Here is a 16,717-nt window from a genome sequence, read left to right on the forward strand (position 1 = left end):
GATCAGGCCGGTTCCACCACCTCACCCAGCCAGCGACCGAAGGAGGCGCGGGCGCGGGCGGTATAGGCTTCCTTGCGCTGCTTCTTCTTGACGTCGTCCAGCGTAGGGAAAAGGCCGAAATTGACGTTCATCGGCTGATAGTCGGCGGTCTCGACATTGCCGGTGACATGGCCGAGCAGCGCGCCCAGTGCCGTATCGGCGGGCGGCGGCGCCAGTTCCTGGCCCAATATCTCGGCTGCGGCGAAGCGCCCGGCGATGAGGCCGATGGCGGCACTCTCGACATAGCCCTCGCACCCGGTCATCTGCCCGGCAAAACGGATATGCGGCGCGCTTTTCAGGCGCAGCGTCGGGTCGAGCAGCTTGGGACTCTGGATGAAGGTGTTGCGATGCAGCCCGCCCAGCCGCGCGAACTCGGCCTTTTCAAGGCCCGGAATGGTGCGCAGCAGCTCGACCTGTGCGCCATGCTTCAGCTTGGTCTGAAAACCGACCATGTTCCACAGCGTGCCCGACGCATTGTCCTGGCGCAGCTGGACCACGGCATAGGGCCAGCGACCGGTCTTCGGATTGTCCAGCCCCATCGGCTTCATCGGGCCGTGGCGCAGCGTCTCCGGCCCGCGCGAGGCCATCACCTCGATCGGCATGCAGCCCTCGAAATAGGGGGTGCTCGCCTCCCATTCCTTGAACTCGGTCTTTTCGCCGTCGAGCAGTCCCTGGACGAAGGCCTGATACTGCTCCTTGTTCATCGGGCAGTTGATATAGTCCTTGCCCTCGCCACCGCCGGGACCGATCTTGTCCCAGCGATTGGCCATCCAGCATTCTTCCATGTCGATGCTGTCGAAATGGATGACCGGCGCGATCGCGTCGAAGAAGGCGAGATGCTCCATGCCGGCCGCTTCGCCGATGCTGCTGGCGAGTGCCGCGGCGGTCAGCGGCCCGGTGGCGACGATGGTCATGCCCTGTGCCGGCAGCGTGTCGATCCGCTCGCGCACGATCTCGACATTGGGATGTTCGGCGAGCGCACGGGTGACGCCGTCGGAAAAGACATGGCGATCGACCGCCAGGGCGGAGCCGGCCGGCACCTTGGCCGGTTCGGCGCGGTCCATGATCAGCGAGCCCAAGCGCCGCATTTCCTGATGCAGCAGGCCGACGGCATTCTTGTCTGCGTCATCGGAGCGGAAGCTGTTGGAACAGACCAGTTCGGCAAGGCCGTCGGTCTGGTGCGCCGGGGTCATCTCTCCGGTGCCACGCATTTCTGACAGGCGGACCTTGATACCGGCCTGGGCGAGCTGCCAGGCGGCTTCCGAACCGGCGAGACCGCCGCCGATGACATGGATCTGATGATTGGACATATTTCGCTTAACTTCGCACTTTTTCCGCACATTCGGCAATTTCCGAACGCCAGTGGGACATATTGTTATGAGATGCAATCAGTATAGCGGGGCATGGTCCAATAGGACAGGGCGCGCGAAATTCTATTCCGGCGTGTAGGCCAGCCAGCCACTGAGACCGCTGGTGGCGATCAGGGCAAAGCTCAAATCGGGGACTTCCCCGAGCAGGCTGCAGCCATAAGCCACGCCGAAGCCGATGGCGGCACCGGCGAGCAGCCAGAAAGCGCGGGCGGCGAAAACAGGGCAATGATATGCCAGGACGCGCATCGTCGTCGTCCCGATAATGATCGGAATGGCGGCGATCAGCGGTCCGAAGATCAGCGCGAACAGCAATATGAGGGGCAGGACGATGAAAATGCCCCAATCCACCGTGATCGCATCGGGTATGCGACGATAGGTCGCTGCGGCCAGATAGAGCGTAATGAACAGCGGGCCGGCGGTCAGGATCGCGCGGCCGGCGCCGCTAAGATGGGCAGGATCGGCATGGGACATCGGAACCTCCCGGAAAAGGGGAGGGTGTGGGGCACCCTCCCGCCAAGCGATCAGGCGGCCTGGGGATGGCCGTCGTTCAGCCAGCCATTCACCTTGCGACCGAAATGGGCGATCGCGCCCATGTTGAAGAAATGCATCCCGCCCAGCACGAGCACGGCGAGGCCGATCTTGGCGCTGAGGAAGCGGATCGTTTCTGCATAGCTGGTCGGTTCCTTCCCCAGGCTGAGCGTCAGGGTGATGAAGCCGATGTTGACGAGGTAGAAGCCGACGACGAGCAGATGGTTGGTCGACCGGGCCAGTTGCGCATCATGGCCGAAACATTGGGTCAGGAAGACCTCGCCATTTTTCGACAGGGTGCGCGCGACCCAGATGGTGATGGCGAGCGTGATGACCAGATAGAGGGCATAGGCGGTTTCAACCATGGTTCATCTCCTTTTGGCAGTCAGAGAATGGTGGACGCGACCGGCCGTTCGGCGCGCTGCTTGATGAGGGCGAGCAGGTTCTTTTCGATGTCGCCCAGGAAGATTTCGCCCCACAGCCGGGAATAGCCATTGACCGGGGTCTGCATCCAATAATGGGTGTCGATGATGACTCGGGTGCGGCCGGGGCCGGCCGGTTCCATGCGATAGCCGCCGGTCGTCACCTTGAAATAGGCGCTGTCGGGCATCAGGTGCCGGTCGGTGAACTGCCAGGCGTCGAGCCCGCGAAAGTCGAAGCGCCAGCCGATGCTGCGGCCCGGTTGCCAGTCGATGATATGTTCGCGAAACCGCACCTGCCGGCCCCAGTCGGCCATGCGGACCGCGCCGATCCCCTCGCCCAGCATATGGGCGCCGAGCGGGCGAGGCACGCCCAGCACATCCTGGGTGAAGGTCCATGTGCCATCGCCCGGCCGGACATCGGGAATGCCGCGCAGCAACGGCCATATCCGGTCCGGGCTGGCCTCGACGATGATCGAGCGGCTGACCGTGGCGGTGGCGTCGGGCAGGGGGATCATCGGTTCGACCTGCATCGCGATCAGCGGCATGGCGAGCACGGCCATGCAATAGCTGGTGCCGCGATCGCCGGCCCGGCCGCGCAGCCGATAGGTGGCATAGGCGCCGGCCATGCCGCTGGCGATCCAGAGCGGGGCGAGCATGACGATGCAGATCACCCCTTCCTTCAGCACCGGGACGGACAGGAGGATGGTTGCGCCCAGCAGCCAGAGCGGCATGGTCATATAATAGCGGCGCGACCGCTCCGCCCAGGGATCGCCGACATAGGCGACGAACGCGGTGAGCGCGGCGGGCAGGAGCAGCAGGAAGGTGAAGCTGACGAGGCCGTTCACGCGGGTGGCGTCGAGCAGCAGATAGACGCCGATCGCAAAGGCCATGGCCAGCGCGACGGCCGAGGCGATGCGCAGCGCCGCCGATCCGGTGCGAACGGGCGGGGCGATGGGATCGGGGTTCTTGTCGTTCGTGTCAGACATTTCTGTAAACTCCGAAACTGGCTGGCGCGATCGGGCGTCTGGGCGCATCGATCAGCAGCGGCTAGTTCTTGCTCTTGCCGGTGGGGATGAAGCGGGCGACCTTGTTGCCGAGCTTCATGAGAGCGACCAGGGTCGACTTGGGCAGCTTGTTGACCTGCTCATACCAGTTGCCGAGCGTTGACATGAATTCATGCATGCGGGTGATGCGTTCGCGCACATGGGGCGGACAGCTTTCATCCTTGGCGAGGCGCTGGGCGAGATCGTTCAGCAGGGCGATGGTCGGGTCGATCTCCCGCCGCTTGCGCTCGGCGGCGATCCGGGTGAGCATTTCCCACAGATCGGTTTCCGCGACGAAATGGTCGCGCCGGTCGCCCTCGACATGAACGCGGCGGACGATCGCATAGGATTGCAGTTCCTTGAGCGCGGTCGAGACATTGGAGCGGGCAAGCCCTAGCTGGTCGACAATCTCGTCGGCGGGCAGGGGATGGTCGGACAGATAGAGCAGCGCATGGACCTGGCTGACCGACCGGTTGACGCCCCATTGTGTGCCCATCTCGCCCCAATGGAGCAGGAACGCCTTGGCATCGGGATGGTCGAGAAGTGGCATGACGTTCCTTTCTGTAAAAACAGAAATAACGGAATAGAGTGAGTCGGGCAAGAGGGCGGCGACGGCGGAGGAAAAATCGCCGAAATCCGTCGAGCCCGTTGAAAAGCCGCAGCATCTCGGCAATCTGCGGATCAGCAACGGAGCCCCTTATGCCAGTCCTTTCCGACGATCCCTCCTCCCTCGATACATTGCCGACGCCCTGCCTGGTGCTGGATGCCGACCGGATGGATCGCAACATTACGCGGTTGCGCGGGCATCTTGACGGGCTGGGCGTGGGGATGCGGCCGCATCTCAAGACCGCCAAGTCGGTCGAGGTCGCGCAGCGGCTGATGCCGACGCCGCAGGGGCCGGCGACGGTATCGACCCTGCAGGAGGCACGCCGCTTTGCGGAGGCCGGGGTGCGCGACATTCTCTATGCGGTCGGCATCAGCCCGGCCAAATTGCCCGAGATCCTGGCGCTGCGGGCGCAGGGGGTGGACCTGGCGATCGTGCTGGATTCGGTCGAGCAGGCGGAGGCGGTCGCGGCCGCGTCGCGCGCGGCCGGCACCGCCATTCCGGCGCTGATCGAGATTGATTGCGACGACCATCGGTCGGGCGTGCAGCCCGGCGATGCGGTGCGGTTGCGGGCGATCGGCGCGGCGCTGGCGCAGGGCGGCGCCTTGCGCGGCGTGATGACCCATGCCGGCGGCAGCTATCGCGCGCGGGGTGCGGCGGAACTGCGCGCCTGCGCCGATGCCGAGCGGGATGCCGTGCTGTCAGCGGCGCGGACCTTGCGGGCGGCGGGGCATGATTGCCCGGTGATCAGCGTCGGATCGACCCCGACCGCGCATCATGCCACGGACCTGAGCGGCGTGACCGAGGTGCGCGCCGGCGTCTTCGTCTTCTTCGATCTGGTGATGGCCGGGATCGGCATCTGCTCGGTGGACGATATCGCCCTGTCGGTGCTGGCGACGGTGATCGGGCATCAGCGGGAAAAGGGCTGGATATTGGTCGATGCCGGCTGGATGGCGATGTCGCGCGATCGCGGCACGGCGAAACAGGATGTCGATCAGGGCTATGGCCTGGTCTGCGACCGGGACGGGCGGCCCTATGGCGATCTGATCCTGGTCGATGCCAATCAGGAACATGGCATCATCGCGCTGCGGCCCGGTGCGTCCGGTATGCTGCCGGACCTGGCGGTGGGCGATCGGGTGCGGATATTGCCCAATCATGCCTGTGCCACCGGGGCGCAGCATGATCGCTATCATGTGGTGCGGGCCGGCAGCGATACGGTGGAAGCGGTCTGGCCGCGATTTGGAGGATGGTGATGGACGTGCAGCGGATCGAGACCGACAAGGCGCCGGCGCCCGCCGGTCATTATGCGCAGGCGACGATCGCGAATGGCTTCGTCTTCGTGTCGGGGCAATTGCCGGTGGTGGCGGGGCAGGGGCCACGCAGCGACCTGTCGTTCGAGGATCAGGCACGGCTGGCGATCGGCAATATGCTGGCGATCCTGGCAGAGGCAGGATGCGGGCCGGAGCGGATCGTGCGCGTCACCGCCTATATCGTCGGCGTCGAGAACTGGCCGCGTTTCAACGCCATCTATGCGCAGATGATGGGTGATGCCCGACCGGCGCGCACGGTGGTGCCGGCGCCCGAACTCCATCATGACTGCCTGGTCGAGGTCGACGCGATCGGGCTGCTGCCGGGCTGACTACAACCATGGGAGCGCTATCTTTCCGTCGCCGCCTGTCCTAGCGATAGGTGAGCGAAGGAGACAGGCGGATGAGAAACAAGGCCGGGGCGCTCATGGCCCTGCTGGCGCTGTCGGTGCCCGCAGCGGTGCGGGCGGAGGATCAGTATAAGCTGCTCGTCCTCGCCATTCCCAACAAATATCATTATGAATATATACCGATCGCGCGCGACAGCCTGGAGCATCTGGGCAAGCTGCATGATTTCAGCTTCACCTGGGCGAACAACACGTCGGCTTTCGATGGTGATCTCAGCCAATATGCGGCGGTGATGTTCCTCAACACGCCGGGCGAGGAACTGAACCCGGCCCAGCGCGCCAAGTTCGAGGCCTATATGCGCGCGGGCGGCAATGCCATCGTCGTGCATCGCGCGCTCATCACCCCGCCGGGCGAATGGGCCTGGTACGAGAAGATGGTCGGGCGCAGCTTCGTCATCCATCCGATGGTGCAGACGGCGGTGGTGACGCCGACCGACAAGGGCTTCCCCGCCACCTATGGCCTGCCCGATCGCTGGATCTGGACCGACGAATATTATGTCACCGCCAACCCCTATAAGGTGACGATCCATCCCGTGCTGAATGTCGAGGAAAGCAGCTACGACCCGACCAAGATCTGGCCGGGACAGGTGGCGAGGCCGATGGGGCGGGAGCATCCCGTCGCCTGGTATCATGCTTATGAGAAGGGGCGGGTGTTCGTCACCGCGCTGGGCCATAATGGCGAGATGTATCGCGATCAGCGCTATCTCGACCATCTGATGGGCGGCATCTACTGGACGGCGACCGGGCGCGGCCAGCTGCCCTGACGGCGGCGCGGAACGCCCGCGCCGCCCGGTTTTCGATCAGGCGGCGACCAGTTCGCCCTCGCCATAATAGGCGCTCTCGTCGAGGATGCCCTCGCGCTTGGCGACGATTACGCCGACCAGCACCTGGCCCGCGACGTTGACGGCGGTGCGGCCCATGTCGAGGATCGGGTCGATCGCCAGCAGCAGACCGGCGCCTTCGAGCGGCAGGCCCAGCGTCGAGAGGGTCAGCGTCAGCATCACGATCGCGCCGGTCAGGCCGGCGGTCGCGGCCGAGCCGATGACCGAGACGAAGACGATCAGCACATAGTCGATGAAGTGGAGCGGGATGCCATAGAAGCCCGCGACGAAGATCGCCGCCAGCGCCGGATAGATGGAGGCGCAACCATCCATCTTGGTGGTCGAGGCGAGCGGGATCGCGAAAGCGGCATAGCCCTTGTCGACGCCCAGCCGCTCGGTCACGGTCTCGGTCACCGGCAGCGTGCCGACCGACGAGCGCGAGACGAAGGCAAGCTGGATCGCCGGCCAGGCCTTGGCGAAGAAGGGGCCGGGTTTCAGGCCATTGGCGATCAGCAGCAGCGGATAGACCACCAGCAGGACGAGGCCGAGGCCAAGATAGATGGCGGCGGTGAAGGTGCCGAGCTGCGCCAGCGCGCTCCAGCCATAGGTGGCGATGGCGGTGCCGATCAGCGCGGCCGAACCGATCGGCGTCAGGCGGATGACCCAGCCCAGGATCGCGCGGACGACGGCGAGCAGCGAGCGGACGAAGGAGAGGAAGGGCTCTGCCTTGTCACCGACCTTGAGCGTGGCAAGGCCGACCGCGATCGAGATGACCAGCAATTGCAGGATGTTGAACGAGATGCTGGTGCTGGCGCTGCCGTCGGTGATCTTGGTGCCGGCGGAAAGGGCCAGGCTGTTGCCGGGCACCAGGCCCTTGAGGAAATCGAGCCAGCCGCCGACCGAGTCCGGCTGCTTGGCGGCCAGCGCCGCGCTGCTGATCCCGACGCCCGGCTGCACGATCACGCCGATGGTGATGCCGATGGCGACCGCGATCAGCGCGGTGATCGCGAACCAGAGCAGGGTCTGGCCGGCCAGGCGGGCGGCATTGTCGAGCGCGCGCAGATTGGCGATCGACGCGACGATCGCGGCAAAGACCAGCGGCGGCACGATCGCCTTTAGCAGCGAAACGAAGATCGACCCGACTGTCTTGAGCGTGGTCGCCAGCCAGTTGAGGTCCCCATCCGGACCCGCGCCGATCTGGCGCGCGACGAGACCGAGGGCGAGGCCCACGACCATGCCGAGCAGAACCTGGAAGCCGAAGCTGCGATAATTGAGGGCCATGATGGCTTTATTCCTTTGGACGACCGGCGCGCTATATCGGATGGCATCGATCCGATTGCGCGCAAGCAATTCTTTCAAGGGGTTCAGTGCGGATAAGGTGGCCCTCTTTCCGCGTGCCGTCCGATCAAACGCATGGAACGACGCGATCCGCTATGCCACAATCACCGTTCGGGTCCATCAGGGAGTATAAATATATGCAATTGCGGGGGATATTGCTGGCGGGAGCAATGCTGGCAATGCCGATCGGGGCGCAGGCGGCGGCGGATGCCGGCGCGGCCAAGGAGATACTGAATCGATCGGTCGCGTTCAAGACGGTCGAGGGGGCGGGGCAGGTGCCCGCGCTCGCCGCTTATTATGCCTCGGTGCTGAAGCAGGCGGGTTTTGCCGATGGCGATATCGTCATCACCCCGATGGGCGAGACCGCGACGCTGGCGGCGACGATCAAGGGGCGCGACCCCAGCCTCAAGCCGATGCTGATGATCGGTCATATGGACGTGGTGGCCGCCAACCGCGCCGACTGGACGCGCGATCCCTTCGTCCCGGTCGAGGAGGATGGCTATATTTTCGGGCGCGGGTCGGAAGATAATAAATATGACGTGGCGATGATGGTCGCGACGCTGGCGCAGCTCAAGAAGGAGGGCTGGACCCCGCGCCGCACCGTCATCCTTCTGTTGTCGGGCGACGAGGAGACCAACATGGTCACCACCAAGGCGCTGGCGGCCAAATATAAGGATGCCGAGCTGCTGCTGAACGGCGATGGCGGCGGCGGCCTGCTCGACGAGACGGGCAAGCCCGTCCTCTACCAGTTGCAGGCGGGCGAGAAGACCTATGCCGATTTCGAGATCGGCTTCACCGATCCGGGCGGCCATTCGAGCGCGCCGACGCCAGGCAATCCGATCTATCGGCTGGCCAAGGCGATAGACCGGATCGCGGCCTATCAGTTCCCACCGATGATCAACGAGCTGACCAAGGCGTCGCTCAGCCTGTCGGCGCAGCGGATCGGCGGCGATGTGGGGGAGGCGATGCGCCTCTATGCCGCGACCCAGGATCCGGCCTCTGCGGAACTATTGTCGAGCCGGCCCGAATTTGTGGGACAGGTGCGCACCACCTGCGTCGCGACCATGTTGTCGGGCGGTCATGCGCTCAATGCCCTGCCGCAGAGCGCCAAGGTCAGCGTCAATTGCCGCATCTTCCCCGGCGTGAAGATCGAGGATGTGAAGGCGCAGCTGGTCAAGGTGGTGGATGATCAAAGCGCGACCTTCACCACGCTCAACGACCCGACCGGCAGCGATGCCTCGCCGTTGCGCGACGATGTGGTGAAGGCCGTGGCGGCCGCGATTAAGGCGCGCTCGCCGGCGATCACGGTGATGCCGGGCATGTCGGCCGGCGCGACCGACAGCCTTTATTTCCGCGCGCTGGGCGTGCCCAGCTATGGCGTCTCCAGCCTGTTCATGAAGGCCGAGGATGGCTTTGCCCATGGCCTTAATGAACGGGTGCCGGTGGCGGGCATTGCCGCTTCATTGGCCCAGTGGGACAGCGTGGTGCGGGCGCTGTCGAAGTAGCTCCGGCCGCTAAATTCTCGTCATCCCCGCGGAAGCGGGGACCCATCTCCCGAACGTCGGTCTATTGGGCAAGGCTAGGAGATGGGTTCCCGCTTTCGCGGGAATGACGGGCATTCATGAATGCGGGGGCGGAATATCAGCCCCGCACGGCCACCGCATTGGCGGCCGAGAGGACGGCCTTGACCGATGCGGTCGCGACGTCGCTGTCGGTGCCGATGCCGAAGACGGTGCGGCCGTCGGCGGTGCGGCATTCGACATAGGCGGCGGCGTTCACATCAGTGCCGGCGCCGATGGCGTGCTCATTATAGTCGGCGACCTCCAGCACCACGCCCAGTTCGTCGCGCAGCGCGGCCAACACCGACGAGATGAGGCCGTTGCCGCGACCCGAGATCGAGCGTTCGCCGCCTTCATGGACGATCTTACCGGTGAAGATGCGGTCGCCTGCGCTGCCGCTCTCATGATAGTCGATCAGGCTATAGGCCTGGTCGCCGGTCTGGTGATAATAATCATCGAACGCGGCCGAGATGTCGGCGGCGTTGAGTTCGCGGCTCGACTGGTCGGCCAGCGCCTGCACCACCTTCGAGAAGTCGGCTTGCATCCGCTTGGGCAGCTTATAGCCCTTGTCCTGCTGCAGCACCCAGGCGACGCCACCCTTGCCCGACTGCGAATTGACGCGGATCACCGCTTCATAGTCGCGGCCCAGATCCTTGGGATCGATCGGCAGATAGGGGACGTTCCAGAACAGGTCGTTGCGCGCTTCCTGTGCGGCAAAGCCCTTCTTGATCGCGTCCTGATGCGACCCTGAGAAGGCGGTGAACACCAGTTCGCCGGCATAGGGGTGACGCGGGTGGACCGGCAGCTGGTTGCAATATTCGACGGTCTGGATGACCTCGTCGATGTCGCTGAAGTCCAGTTCCGGATCGATGCCCTGCGTGTACATGTTGAGCGCGACGGTCACCAGGTCGCAATTGCCAGTGCGCTCGCCATTGCCGAACAGGCAGCCTTCGACACGGTCGGCGCCTGCCATGATGCCCAGTTCCGCGGCGGCAACGCCGGTGCCACGGTCATTATGGGTGTGCAGCGAGATCACGACGCTGTCGCGGCGCGAGATGTTGCGGCAGATCCATTCGATCTGGTCGGCATAGATATTGGGGGTCGCGCACTCGACCGTGGCGGGCAGGTTCAGGATCAGCGGCCGTTCCGGCGTCGGCTGGAGAATGTCCATCACCGCCTCGCAGCATTCCAGGCTGAAATCCAGCTCGGCGGTCGAGAAGGTTTCGGGGCTATATTCGAAATGCCAGTCGGTGTCGGGCATCCGCGCCGCATTGTCGCGCAGCAGCTTGGCGGCGTTGATCGCGATCTGCTTGATTTCCGGGCGTTCCATCTGGAACACGATGTTGCGCCAGGCCGGCGAGATCGCGTTATAGACATGGACGATCGCCTGCTTCGCGCCGCGCAGGCTTTCAAAGGTGGTGGCGATCAGATCCTCGCGCGCCTGGGTCAGCACCTGGGGCATGACATCGTCGGGGATCGCGCCGTCCTTGACCAGGCCGGAGATAAAATCGAACTCGGTGGCGCCGGCGGCGGGGAAGCCGACCTCGATCTCCTTGACGCCGACCTTGACCAGCAGGTCGAAGAAGCGGCGCTTCTTTTCCGCGTTCATCGGGTCGATCAGCGACTGGTTGCCGTCGCGCATGTCGGTCGACAGCCAGCGGGGCGCCTTGGTGATGACCTTGGACGGCCATTGGCGATTGGGCAGGTCCACCTGGGGGAAGGGACGGTATTTCTGCGAAGGATCGGTCAGCATCATGGGATCAAACTACTTCCTGGCACGGGACGCTATTGTGCGCTCCGGGGTACGACTTGACTGTGATGAATGCCCTTAGGCGGATCGACGCTGCCCTTAGCCGGAAGGCAGCACAAAAGCCACGCCTAAGGGCGTGTAAGTCGTAGCAGGGTAAGAAGCGCGACGCTCTGCATGATGCTGTCCCCATAAACGCCGACAGGGGGAGCGTAAAGCCGTTTCTTGCGAAAGGGGGCTCAGGCGCGATGGAAAATTGCGTCGATGGTCAGATCGACCTTGTCGGACACGAAGAGGCGGCCAAAGCCCATGCCATAGTGGCTGCGCTCGACGCTCATGCTGCCGGTGAAGTGGAGGGTGGCGATGCCGGGCGCTTCGTCGGGCGTGACCCCGGTCAGTCGGACGGACAGGGCGACCGCGCGGGTCTGGCCGTGCATGGTGAGTTCGCCGGGAATGGTCGTTGCGCTGTCGCTGCCGGCCAGTGGCGCGTCCCTGGCGGTAAAGCGCACGGTCGGGAAATGGGCCATGTCGAAAAAGCTGTCGCCTTTCAGCATGGCGTCGGTCGAAGCATCGCCCGTGGTCATCTTCTCGACCGGGAAGTTGATGTCGACGTCGGCCCGCTCGGGCCGGGCGGGGTCGATCATCACCATGCCCTCAGGCTGGGTGAAATCGCCTTCATAGCCGCCAACCAGGGCCTTCACATGGAAGTGGACCTTGGTCGCATTATTGTCGACCGCATAGCGGCCCGGCGCATAGAGCGCAGGGCCGCCAGCAGGACTGGCCGCCGCCGGCACGCACGCGATCAGGCTCAGAAGCAGGATCGCGCGGGCCGTGCGGGGGATCATCGCATCACTTCTGGAAGGCGACGATGATCTTCAGTTCGACATTGTCGCCGACGACGGGAACGAAGCCGCCCATGCCGAAGTCGCTGCGCTTGATCGTGCCGGTCGCGACGAAGCCGACATTTTCCTTCTTGTTCATCGGGTTCGCACCGGCGCCGTAGAATTCGGCGTCCAGCGTCACCGGTTTGGTGATGCCCTTGATGGTCAGGTTGCCGGTGATGTCCGCGCCGGTCGCGCCGTCGGCCTTCACGCCGGTCGACACGAAGGTCGCGGTCGGGAACTTGGCGGCGTCGAAAAATTCGGGCTTGGCGAGGTGCTCGTTCAGCGCCGGAATGCCGGTGGTGAGGTTGGCGATCGGCAGTTCGATCGACACCTTCGATGCGGAGAGGTTGGCCTTGTCCAGCGTCAACGTGCCGGTCGGCTGGGTGATGACGCCCATATTGTTGGTGAAGCCCATATGGTCATAGGCGAAGACGACTTGGGTGTGGCTGGGTTCGACGCTGTAGGTGCCGCCGGTGACCTTGGCGGCATCCTTGCTGCCGGGGACGGCCATCGGGGCCTGGGCGATGACAACAGTGCCGCCGGCGACCGCGATCAGGGCAGCGGCAGAGATCAGATATTTGCGCATGGGAAACGCTCTCCAAAAGCATTCAAGGGACGCGGCACAGAATATGCCACGTCCCTCGATTGTTCCAGAGGCGTAACCGGAAACGGATCGTTCCGGTTTGCCGCTATTTCTCCCCTCCCTTTTCAGGGAGGGGCAGGGGGTGGGTGCGCCGCACTTGCGGCGCCAATTCGCTGAGCGACGGGCTCGCTTCGCTCGCACCCACCCCAACCCCTCCCTGGAAGGGAGGGGCTGCTATCCGCTTAGTTCTTGTCCTTGTTGACCAGCTTGTTGGCGCCGATCCAGGGCATCATGGCGCGCAGTTGCGAACCGGTCTTTTCGATCTGGTGGGCGGCAGCCTGCTTGCGGCTGGCCTTGAGTTCGGGCTGGCCGGCGCGGTTGTCGAGGATGAAGTCCTTGACGAAGCGGCCCGACTGGATGTCGGCCAGAACGCGCTTCATTTCCTTCTTGGTTTCCTCGGTGATGATGCGCGGGCCGGTCTTGATGTCGCCATATTCGGCGGTGTTCGAGATCGAGTAGCGCATGTCGGCGATGCCGCCTTCATACATCAGGTCGACGATCAGCTTCAGCTCGTGCAGGCACTCGAAATAGGCCATTTCCGGGGCGTAGCCGGCTTCGACCAGGGTTTCGAAACCGGCCTGGACCAGCGCGGTGGCGCCGCCGCACAGAACGGCCTGCTCGCCGAACAGGTCGGTTTCGCATTCCTCGCGGAAGTTGGTTTCGATGATGCCGCTGCGGCCGCCGCCGACGCCCGAGGCGTAGGACAGGGCGATGTCATGGGCGTTGCCGGTCGCGTCCTGATGGACGGCGATCAGGCAGGGGACGCCGCCGCCGCGCTGATATTCGCCGCGCACGGTGTGGCCCGGACCCTTGGGCGCGATCATGATGACGTCGATGTCGGCGGGGACTTCGATCAGGCCGAAATGGATGTTCAGGCCATGGGCGAAGGCGAGCGCGGCGCCGGGGCGCAGATTGCCCTTGATGTCGGCTTCATAGATGGCGGCCTGATGCTCGTCGGGCGCCAGGATCATCAGCACGTCGGCCCACTGGGCGGCTTCCTTGTTCGGCAGCACCTTGAAGCCGGCGCCTTCGGCCTTCTTGGCGCTGGGCGAACCGGGACGCAGCGCGATGGCGACTTCGGCAACGCCGGAGTCGCGCAGGTTCTGCGCATGGGCATGACCCTGCGAGCCATAGCCCAATATGGCGACCTTCTTGCCCTTGATCAGGCCGATGTCCGCGTCGCGATCGTAATAAACCTTCATTGGAAAACCCCTTCTCGTCCCCCCATGCAGGGGGCGTTAGACAATAGTGGTGGAACGGAACGCTGCCGAAACAGCGCGGAATGGAATGTCAGGCCGGCTCCTTGCCGCGGATCAGGCCGGCGACGCCGGTGCGACCGACCTCGACCAGGCCGACCTGGCGCATCAGGCCGACGAAATTGTCGATCTTCTCGGTCGTGCCGGTGATCTCGAAGATGAAGCTTTCGATCGTGGTGTCGACCACCTTGGCGCGGAACACATCGGCCAGGCGCAGTGCTTCGATCCGGTGATCGCCGGTGCCGGCAACCTTGACCAGCGCCAGCTCGCGCTCGACGAACGGGCCGGCGTCGGTCAGGTCCGTGACCTTGTGGACCGGGACCAGCCGGTCGAGCTGGGCGATGATCTGGTCGATCACCTTGGGCGGGCCGTTGGTGACGATGGTGATGCGGCTGATCGCATGGTCGTCGGTAATGTCGGCCACGGTCAGGCTGTCGATATTATAGCCGCGCGCGGTGAACAGGCCGGCGATGCGGGCCAATATGCCCGCCTCGTTCGACACCGTCAGCGACAGGACGTGCCGCTCGCTCTGTTCTTCGTGGATATGCATCAGATGCTGTTCCCGTCTTCCATTTCTTCGCGCTCGGGGCGCGGCGAGATCATGCCGATAAAGGCATAGTGCCAATCATCGTCCTGCGGGTGGGCGAGGCGGACGGGGAAGGCCGTCACCGCGTCGAACATCCGCAGGAGATGTTCGCCCACATAGCGTGGGCCGGCCAGCAGCCGATCGACCTGCAAGCCATGATATTCGAACCCGCTATCCAGATGCACTTCCCATTCCTCATTGTCGGGGTCAGCATGGTCGCTGGTCCAGCCGGTGAGTTCGGTCGCGCCTGTGATCCGTTCGAAATCCCAGGGTTCGGTCACGAAAATGCGGACCTTGGCGGTGGCGGTCACACCAGTGCCTTCGCCTCGTCCGACATCACGCCTTCGATCTGGTTGGGATCGAGCAGCATGTCGGTATGGGCCGCGCCCGACGGGATCATCGGGAAGCAGTTGGAGAGCTTCGCGACGCGGCAGTCGACGATCACGGGGCCGTCGGTTTCCAGCATCTGGCGGATGCCGGCCTCCAGTTCCTGCGGTCCTTCGATGCGGATACCGGTCCAGCCATAGGCTTCGCCCAGCTTCACGAAGTCGGGCAGGCTGTCCGAATAGCTGTTGGAATAGCGGCTTTCATAGGTCAGTTCCTGCCACTGGCGGACCATGCCCATATATTCATTGTTCAGGATGAAGATCTTCACCGGCAGGCGATATTGGGTCGCGGTGCCCATTTCCTGGATGTTCATCTGGATCGATGCGTCGCCGGCGATGCAGATGCTGATGCTGTCGGGATTGCCCATCTGCGCGCCGATGGCAGCGGGGAAGCCATAGCCCATCGTGCCCAGGCCGCCCGAGGTCAGCCATTTGTTGGGGTCTTCAAAACCGAAATGCTGGGCCGCCCACATCTGGTGCTGGCCGACTTCGGTGGTGATGATGATGTCCTTGCCGGTTGCGCGGGTAGCCTTGTAGAGGTCTGCGATCGCCTTTTGCGGCATGATCTCGCTGCCGCTTTCGGGGTAGGACAGGCTCTTCTTGGCGCGCCATTCGGCGATCCGCGCCCACCAGGCCGACAGGTCCGCCTTTTCATGGGCGCGCTGCTTCCACAGGGCGATCATGTCCTCCAGCGCGCTGCCGACATCGGCGACGACCGCGACATCGACATCGACGATCTTGTTGATCGAGCTGCGGTCGATATCGATATGCACCTTGCGGCTGTTGGGCGCGAAGGCGTCCAGCCGGCCGGTGACGCGATCGTCGAAACGCGCGCCGATGCAGAGGATGAGGTCAGCCTGGTTCATCGCCCAATTGGCTTCATAGGTGCCGTGCATGCCCAGCATGCCGACCCACTGGTCGGAGGATGCGGGGAAGGCGCCCAGGCCCATCAGGGTCGATGTGACCGGCGCGCCGGTCATCGCCGCCAGTTCGCGCAGCAGCGCGCTGGCCTGCGGACCCGAATTGATGACGCCGCCGCCAGTGTAGAAGATCGGCCGCTCGGCCGCCGCCAGCATCTCGACCGCCGCGTCGATCGCGGTGGCATCCGCCTTGGTCTGCGGATGATAGCTGGCATGGACCCTCAGCTCCGGCCGGGCATAGGGCGCGGTCGCGATCTGGACATTCTTGGGAATGTCGACGACGACCGGGCCGGGGCGACCGGTGGTGGCGATGTGGAAAGCCTCATGAACGACTTCGGCCAGCTTGCCGGGGGTCTTCACCAGATAATTATGCTTGGTGCAGTGGCGCGTGATGCCGACCGTGTCCGCTTCCTGGAAGGCGTCGGTGCCGATCAGCTGCGTGGGAACCTGGCCCGTGATGACGACCATCGGGATCGAATCCAGCAGCGCGTCGGTGATACCGGTGACGGCATTGGTCGCGCCCGGGCCGGACGTGACCAGGACGACGCCGGGCTTGCCGGTCGAACGGGCATAGCCCTCCGCCATGTGGGTCGCGCCCTGTTCGTGGCGCACTAGGACATGCTTGATCGTGGGGTGATTATAGAGCGCGTCATAGATGGGCAGCACGGCGCCGCCCGGATAGCCGAACACAACTTCGACGCCCAGATCAACCAGGCACTCGACCAAAATGTCCGCGCCGCTCTTTTCGGCCACGATGAAACTCCTCTTTTTTAAGATGCTGGCTCGCGGGTCTGCGCCGTCGCGCCCGCATTGGCAAGGCGCCAGCGTCTAGAGGACATAAAATGCGTGGTCAACCC

The 16,717-nt window shown here is 64.2% G+C and carries 17 protein-coding genes; 4 read left to right on the forward strand and 13 right to left on the reverse strand.

The genetic code is table 11. The annotated features are described in order from the left end of the window. Positions 1-2 precede the first annotated feature (2 nt). The 5 genes from trmFO to GGQ90_RS02735 form a co-directional block, all read right to left on the reverse strand. On the reverse strand, positions 3-1,349 hold the full coding sequence (gene trmFO, locus GGQ90_RS02715; protein ID WP_188080707.1) for a methylenetetrahydrofolate--tRNA-(uracil(54)-C(5))-methyltransferase (FADH(2)-oxidizing) TrmFO: 1,347 nt from the start codon (positions 1,347-1,349) through the stop codon (positions 3-5). A 123-nt stretch (positions 1,350-1,472) separates the two neighbouring features. Continuing rightward, positions 1,473-1,880: a hypothetical protein gene (locus GGQ90_RS02720; RefSeq protein ID WP_188080708.1), complete on the reverse strand. Its 408-nt coding sequence runs from the start codon at positions 1,878-1,880 to the stop codon at positions 1,473-1,475. A 50-nt stretch (positions 1,881-1,930) separates the two neighbouring features. Next, a complete protein-coding gene (locus tag GGQ90_RS02725; RefSeq protein WP_188080709.1) occupies positions 1,931-2,302 on the reverse strand; it encodes a hypothetical protein in 372 nt (123 codons plus the stop codon). A 20-nt stretch (positions 2,303-2,322) separates the two neighbouring features. Then, the gene (locus tag GGQ90_RS02730) at positions 2,323-3,345 is read right to left on the reverse strand and encodes an SRPBCC family protein (protein ID WP_188080710.1); all 1,023 of its coding nucleotides are present in this window, start codon (positions 3,343-3,345) and stop codon (positions 2,323-2,325) included. A 61-nt stretch (positions 3,346-3,406) separates the two neighbouring features. After that, positions 3,407-3,952 (reverse strand): GbsR/MarR family transcriptional regulator, encoded by a 546-nt coding sequence (locus tag GGQ90_RS02735; RefSeq protein ID WP_188080711.1) that lies wholly within the window; start codon positions 3,950-3,952, stop codon positions 3,407-3,409. Positions 3,953-4,101: 149 nt separating this feature from the next. Here GGQ90_RS02735 and GGQ90_RS02740 point away from each other — a divergent pair, with 149 nt between their 5' ends. From GGQ90_RS02740 to GGQ90_RS02750, 3 genes are all read left to right on the forward strand, one after another. Then, the gene (locus tag GGQ90_RS02740; protein WP_188080712.1) at positions 4,102-5,259 is read left to right on the forward strand and encodes a DSD1 family PLP-dependent enzyme; all 1,158 of its coding nucleotides are present in this window, start codon (positions 4,102-4,104) and stop codon (positions 5,257-5,259) included. Continuing rightward, a complete protein-coding gene (locus GGQ90_RS02745) occupies positions 5,259-5,645 on the forward strand; it encodes a RidA family protein (protein WP_188080713.1) in 387 nt (128 codons plus the stop codon). Before GGQ90_RS02740 ends, GGQ90_RS02745 begins: the two co-directional genes overlap by 1 nt. Before the next feature lie 71 nt (positions 5,646-5,716). After that, complete coding sequence (locus GGQ90_RS02750; RefSeq protein ID WP_188080714.1) at positions 5,717-6,484, forward strand: ThuA domain-containing protein; 768 nt, start codon at positions 5,717-5,719, stop codon at positions 6,482-6,484. 36 nt (positions 6,485-6,520) lie between these two features. Here the strand turns inward: GGQ90_RS02750 and GGQ90_RS02755 are convergent, their stop codons facing one another. Beyond that, positions 6,521-7,822, reverse strand: a complete 1,302-nt coding sequence (locus tag GGQ90_RS02755; protein ID WP_188080715.1) for a dicarboxylate/amino acid:cation symporter — start codon at positions 7,820-7,822, stop codon at positions 6,521-6,523. Positions 7,823-8,016: 194 nt separating this feature from the next. Here GGQ90_RS02755 and GGQ90_RS02760 point away from each other — a divergent pair, with 194 nt between their 5' ends. Beyond that, entirely contained in the window at positions 8,017-9,384 is a 1,368-nt protein-coding gene (locus tag GGQ90_RS02760; protein ID WP_188080716.1) for a M20/M25/M40 family metallo-hydrolase, read from the forward strand. A 136-nt stretch (positions 9,385-9,520) separates the two neighbouring features. Here GGQ90_RS02760 and leuA read toward each other — a convergent pair whose 3' ends face one another. The 7 genes from leuA to GGQ90_RS02795 all read right to left on the reverse strand — a co-directional run bounded on the left by leuA (position 9,521) and on the right by GGQ90_RS02795 (position 16,613). Continuing rightward, positions 9,521-11,194 (reverse strand): 2-isopropylmalate synthase, encoded by a 1,674-nt coding sequence (gene leuA / locus GGQ90_RS02765; RefSeq protein ID WP_188080717.1) that lies wholly within the window; start codon positions 11,192-11,194, stop codon positions 9,521-9,523. A 230-nt stretch (positions 11,195-11,424) separates the two neighbouring features. Next, positions 11,425-12,030, reverse strand: coding sequence for a YceI family protein (locus GGQ90_RS02770; RefSeq protein ID WP_188080718.1), 606 nt, complete (start codon positions 12,028-12,030; stop codon positions 11,425-11,427). Between the two features lie 4 nt (positions 12,031-12,034). Next, a complete protein-coding gene (locus GGQ90_RS02775; RefSeq protein WP_188080719.1) occupies positions 12,035-12,655 on the reverse strand; it encodes a YceI family protein in 621 nt (206 codons plus the stop codon). 239 nt (positions 12,656-12,894) lie between these two features. Next, a complete protein-coding gene (gene ilvC, locus GGQ90_RS02780) occupies positions 12,895-13,914 on the reverse strand; it encodes a ketol-acid reductoisomerase (RefSeq protein ID WP_004211826.1) in 1,020 nt (339 codons plus the stop codon). Positions 13,915-14,002: 88 nt separating this feature from the next. Then, a complete protein-coding gene (ilvN, locus tag GGQ90_RS02785; protein ID WP_007707522.1) occupies positions 14,003-14,518 on the reverse strand; it encodes an acetolactate synthase small subunit in 516 nt (171 codons plus the stop codon). Beyond that, positions 14,518-14,865: a hypothetical protein gene (locus GGQ90_RS02790; protein WP_188080720.1), complete on the reverse strand. Its 348-nt coding sequence runs from the start codon at positions 14,863-14,865 to the stop codon at positions 14,518-14,520. The genes ilvN and GGQ90_RS02790 overlap by 1 nt, the downstream gene beginning before the upstream one ends. Continuing rightward, complete coding sequence (locus tag GGQ90_RS02795; RefSeq protein ID WP_188080721.1) at positions 14,862-16,613, reverse strand: acetolactate synthase 3 large subunit; 1,752 nt, start codon at positions 16,611-16,613, stop codon at positions 14,862-14,864. Before GGQ90_RS02795 ends, GGQ90_RS02790 begins: the two co-directional genes overlap by 4 nt. Positions 16,614-16,717 lie beyond the last annotated feature (104 nt).

Origin of the sequence: Sphingobium scionense (assembly GCF_014197035.1) — a bacterium.
Lineage (GTDB): Bacteria > Pseudomonadota > Alphaproteobacteria > Sphingomonadales > Sphingomonadaceae > Sphingobium > Sphingobium scionense.

Excerpts from the sequence above, each read along its gene's own strand:
- GGQ90_RS02760 (WP_188080716.1), top strand. The coding sequence starts at position 8,017 with ATGCAATTGCGGGGGATATTGCTGGCGGGAGCAATGCTGGCAATGCCG.
- GGQ90_RS02750 (WP_188080714.1), top strand. The coding sequence starts at position 5,717 with ATGAGAAACAAGGCCGGGGCGCTCATGGCCCTGCTGGCGCTGTCGGTG.
- ilvC (WP_004211826.1), bottom strand. The coding sequence starts at position 13,914 with ATGAAGGTTTATTACGATCGCGACGCGGACATCGGCCTGATCAAGGGC.
- GGQ90_RS02730 (WP_188080710.1), bottom strand. The coding sequence starts at position 3,345 with ATGTCTGACACGAACGACAAGAACCCCGATCCCATCGCCCCGCCCGTT.
- GGQ90_RS02720 (WP_188080708.1), bottom strand. The coding sequence starts at position 1,880 with ATGTCCCATGCCGATCCTGCCCATCTTAGCGGCGCCGGCCGCGCGATC.
- trmFO (WP_188080707.1), bottom strand. The coding sequence starts at position 1,349 with ATGTCCAATCATCAGATCCATGTCATCGGCGGCGGTCTCGCCGGTTCG.
- GGQ90_RS02775 (WP_188080719.1), bottom strand. The coding sequence starts at position 12,655 with ATGCGCAAATATCTGATCTCTGCCGCTGCCCTGATCGCGGTCGCCGGC.
- GGQ90_RS02740 (WP_188080712.1), top strand. The coding sequence starts at position 4,102 with ATGCCAGTCCTTTCCGACGATCCCTCCTCCCTCGATACATTGCCGACG.
- ilvN (WP_007707522.1), bottom strand. The coding sequence starts at position 14,518 with ATGCATATCCACGAAGAACAGAGCGAGCGGCACGTCCTGTCGCTGACG.
- GGQ90_RS02755 (WP_188080715.1), bottom strand. The coding sequence starts at position 7,822 with ATGGCCCTCAATTATCGCAGCTTCGGCTTCCAGGTTCTGCTCGGCATG.
- GGQ90_RS02770 (WP_188080718.1), bottom strand. The coding sequence starts at position 12,030 with ATGATCCCCCGCACGGCCCGCGCGATCCTGCTTCTGAGCCTGATCGCG.
- leuA (WP_188080717.1), bottom strand. The coding sequence starts at position 11,194 with ATGATGCTGACCGATCCTTCGCAGAAATACCGTCCCTTCCCCCAGGTG.
- GGQ90_RS02745 (WP_188080713.1), top strand. The coding sequence starts at position 5,259 with ATGGACGTGCAGCGGATCGAGACCGACAAGGCGCCGGCGCCCGCCGGT.
- GGQ90_RS02735 (WP_188080711.1), bottom strand. The coding sequence starts at position 3,952 with ATGCCACTTCTCGACCATCCCGATGCCAAGGCGTTCCTGCTCCATTGG.
- GGQ90_RS02725 (WP_188080709.1), bottom strand. The coding sequence starts at position 2,302 with ATGGTTGAAACCGCCTATGCCCTCTATCTGGTCATCACGCTCGCCATC.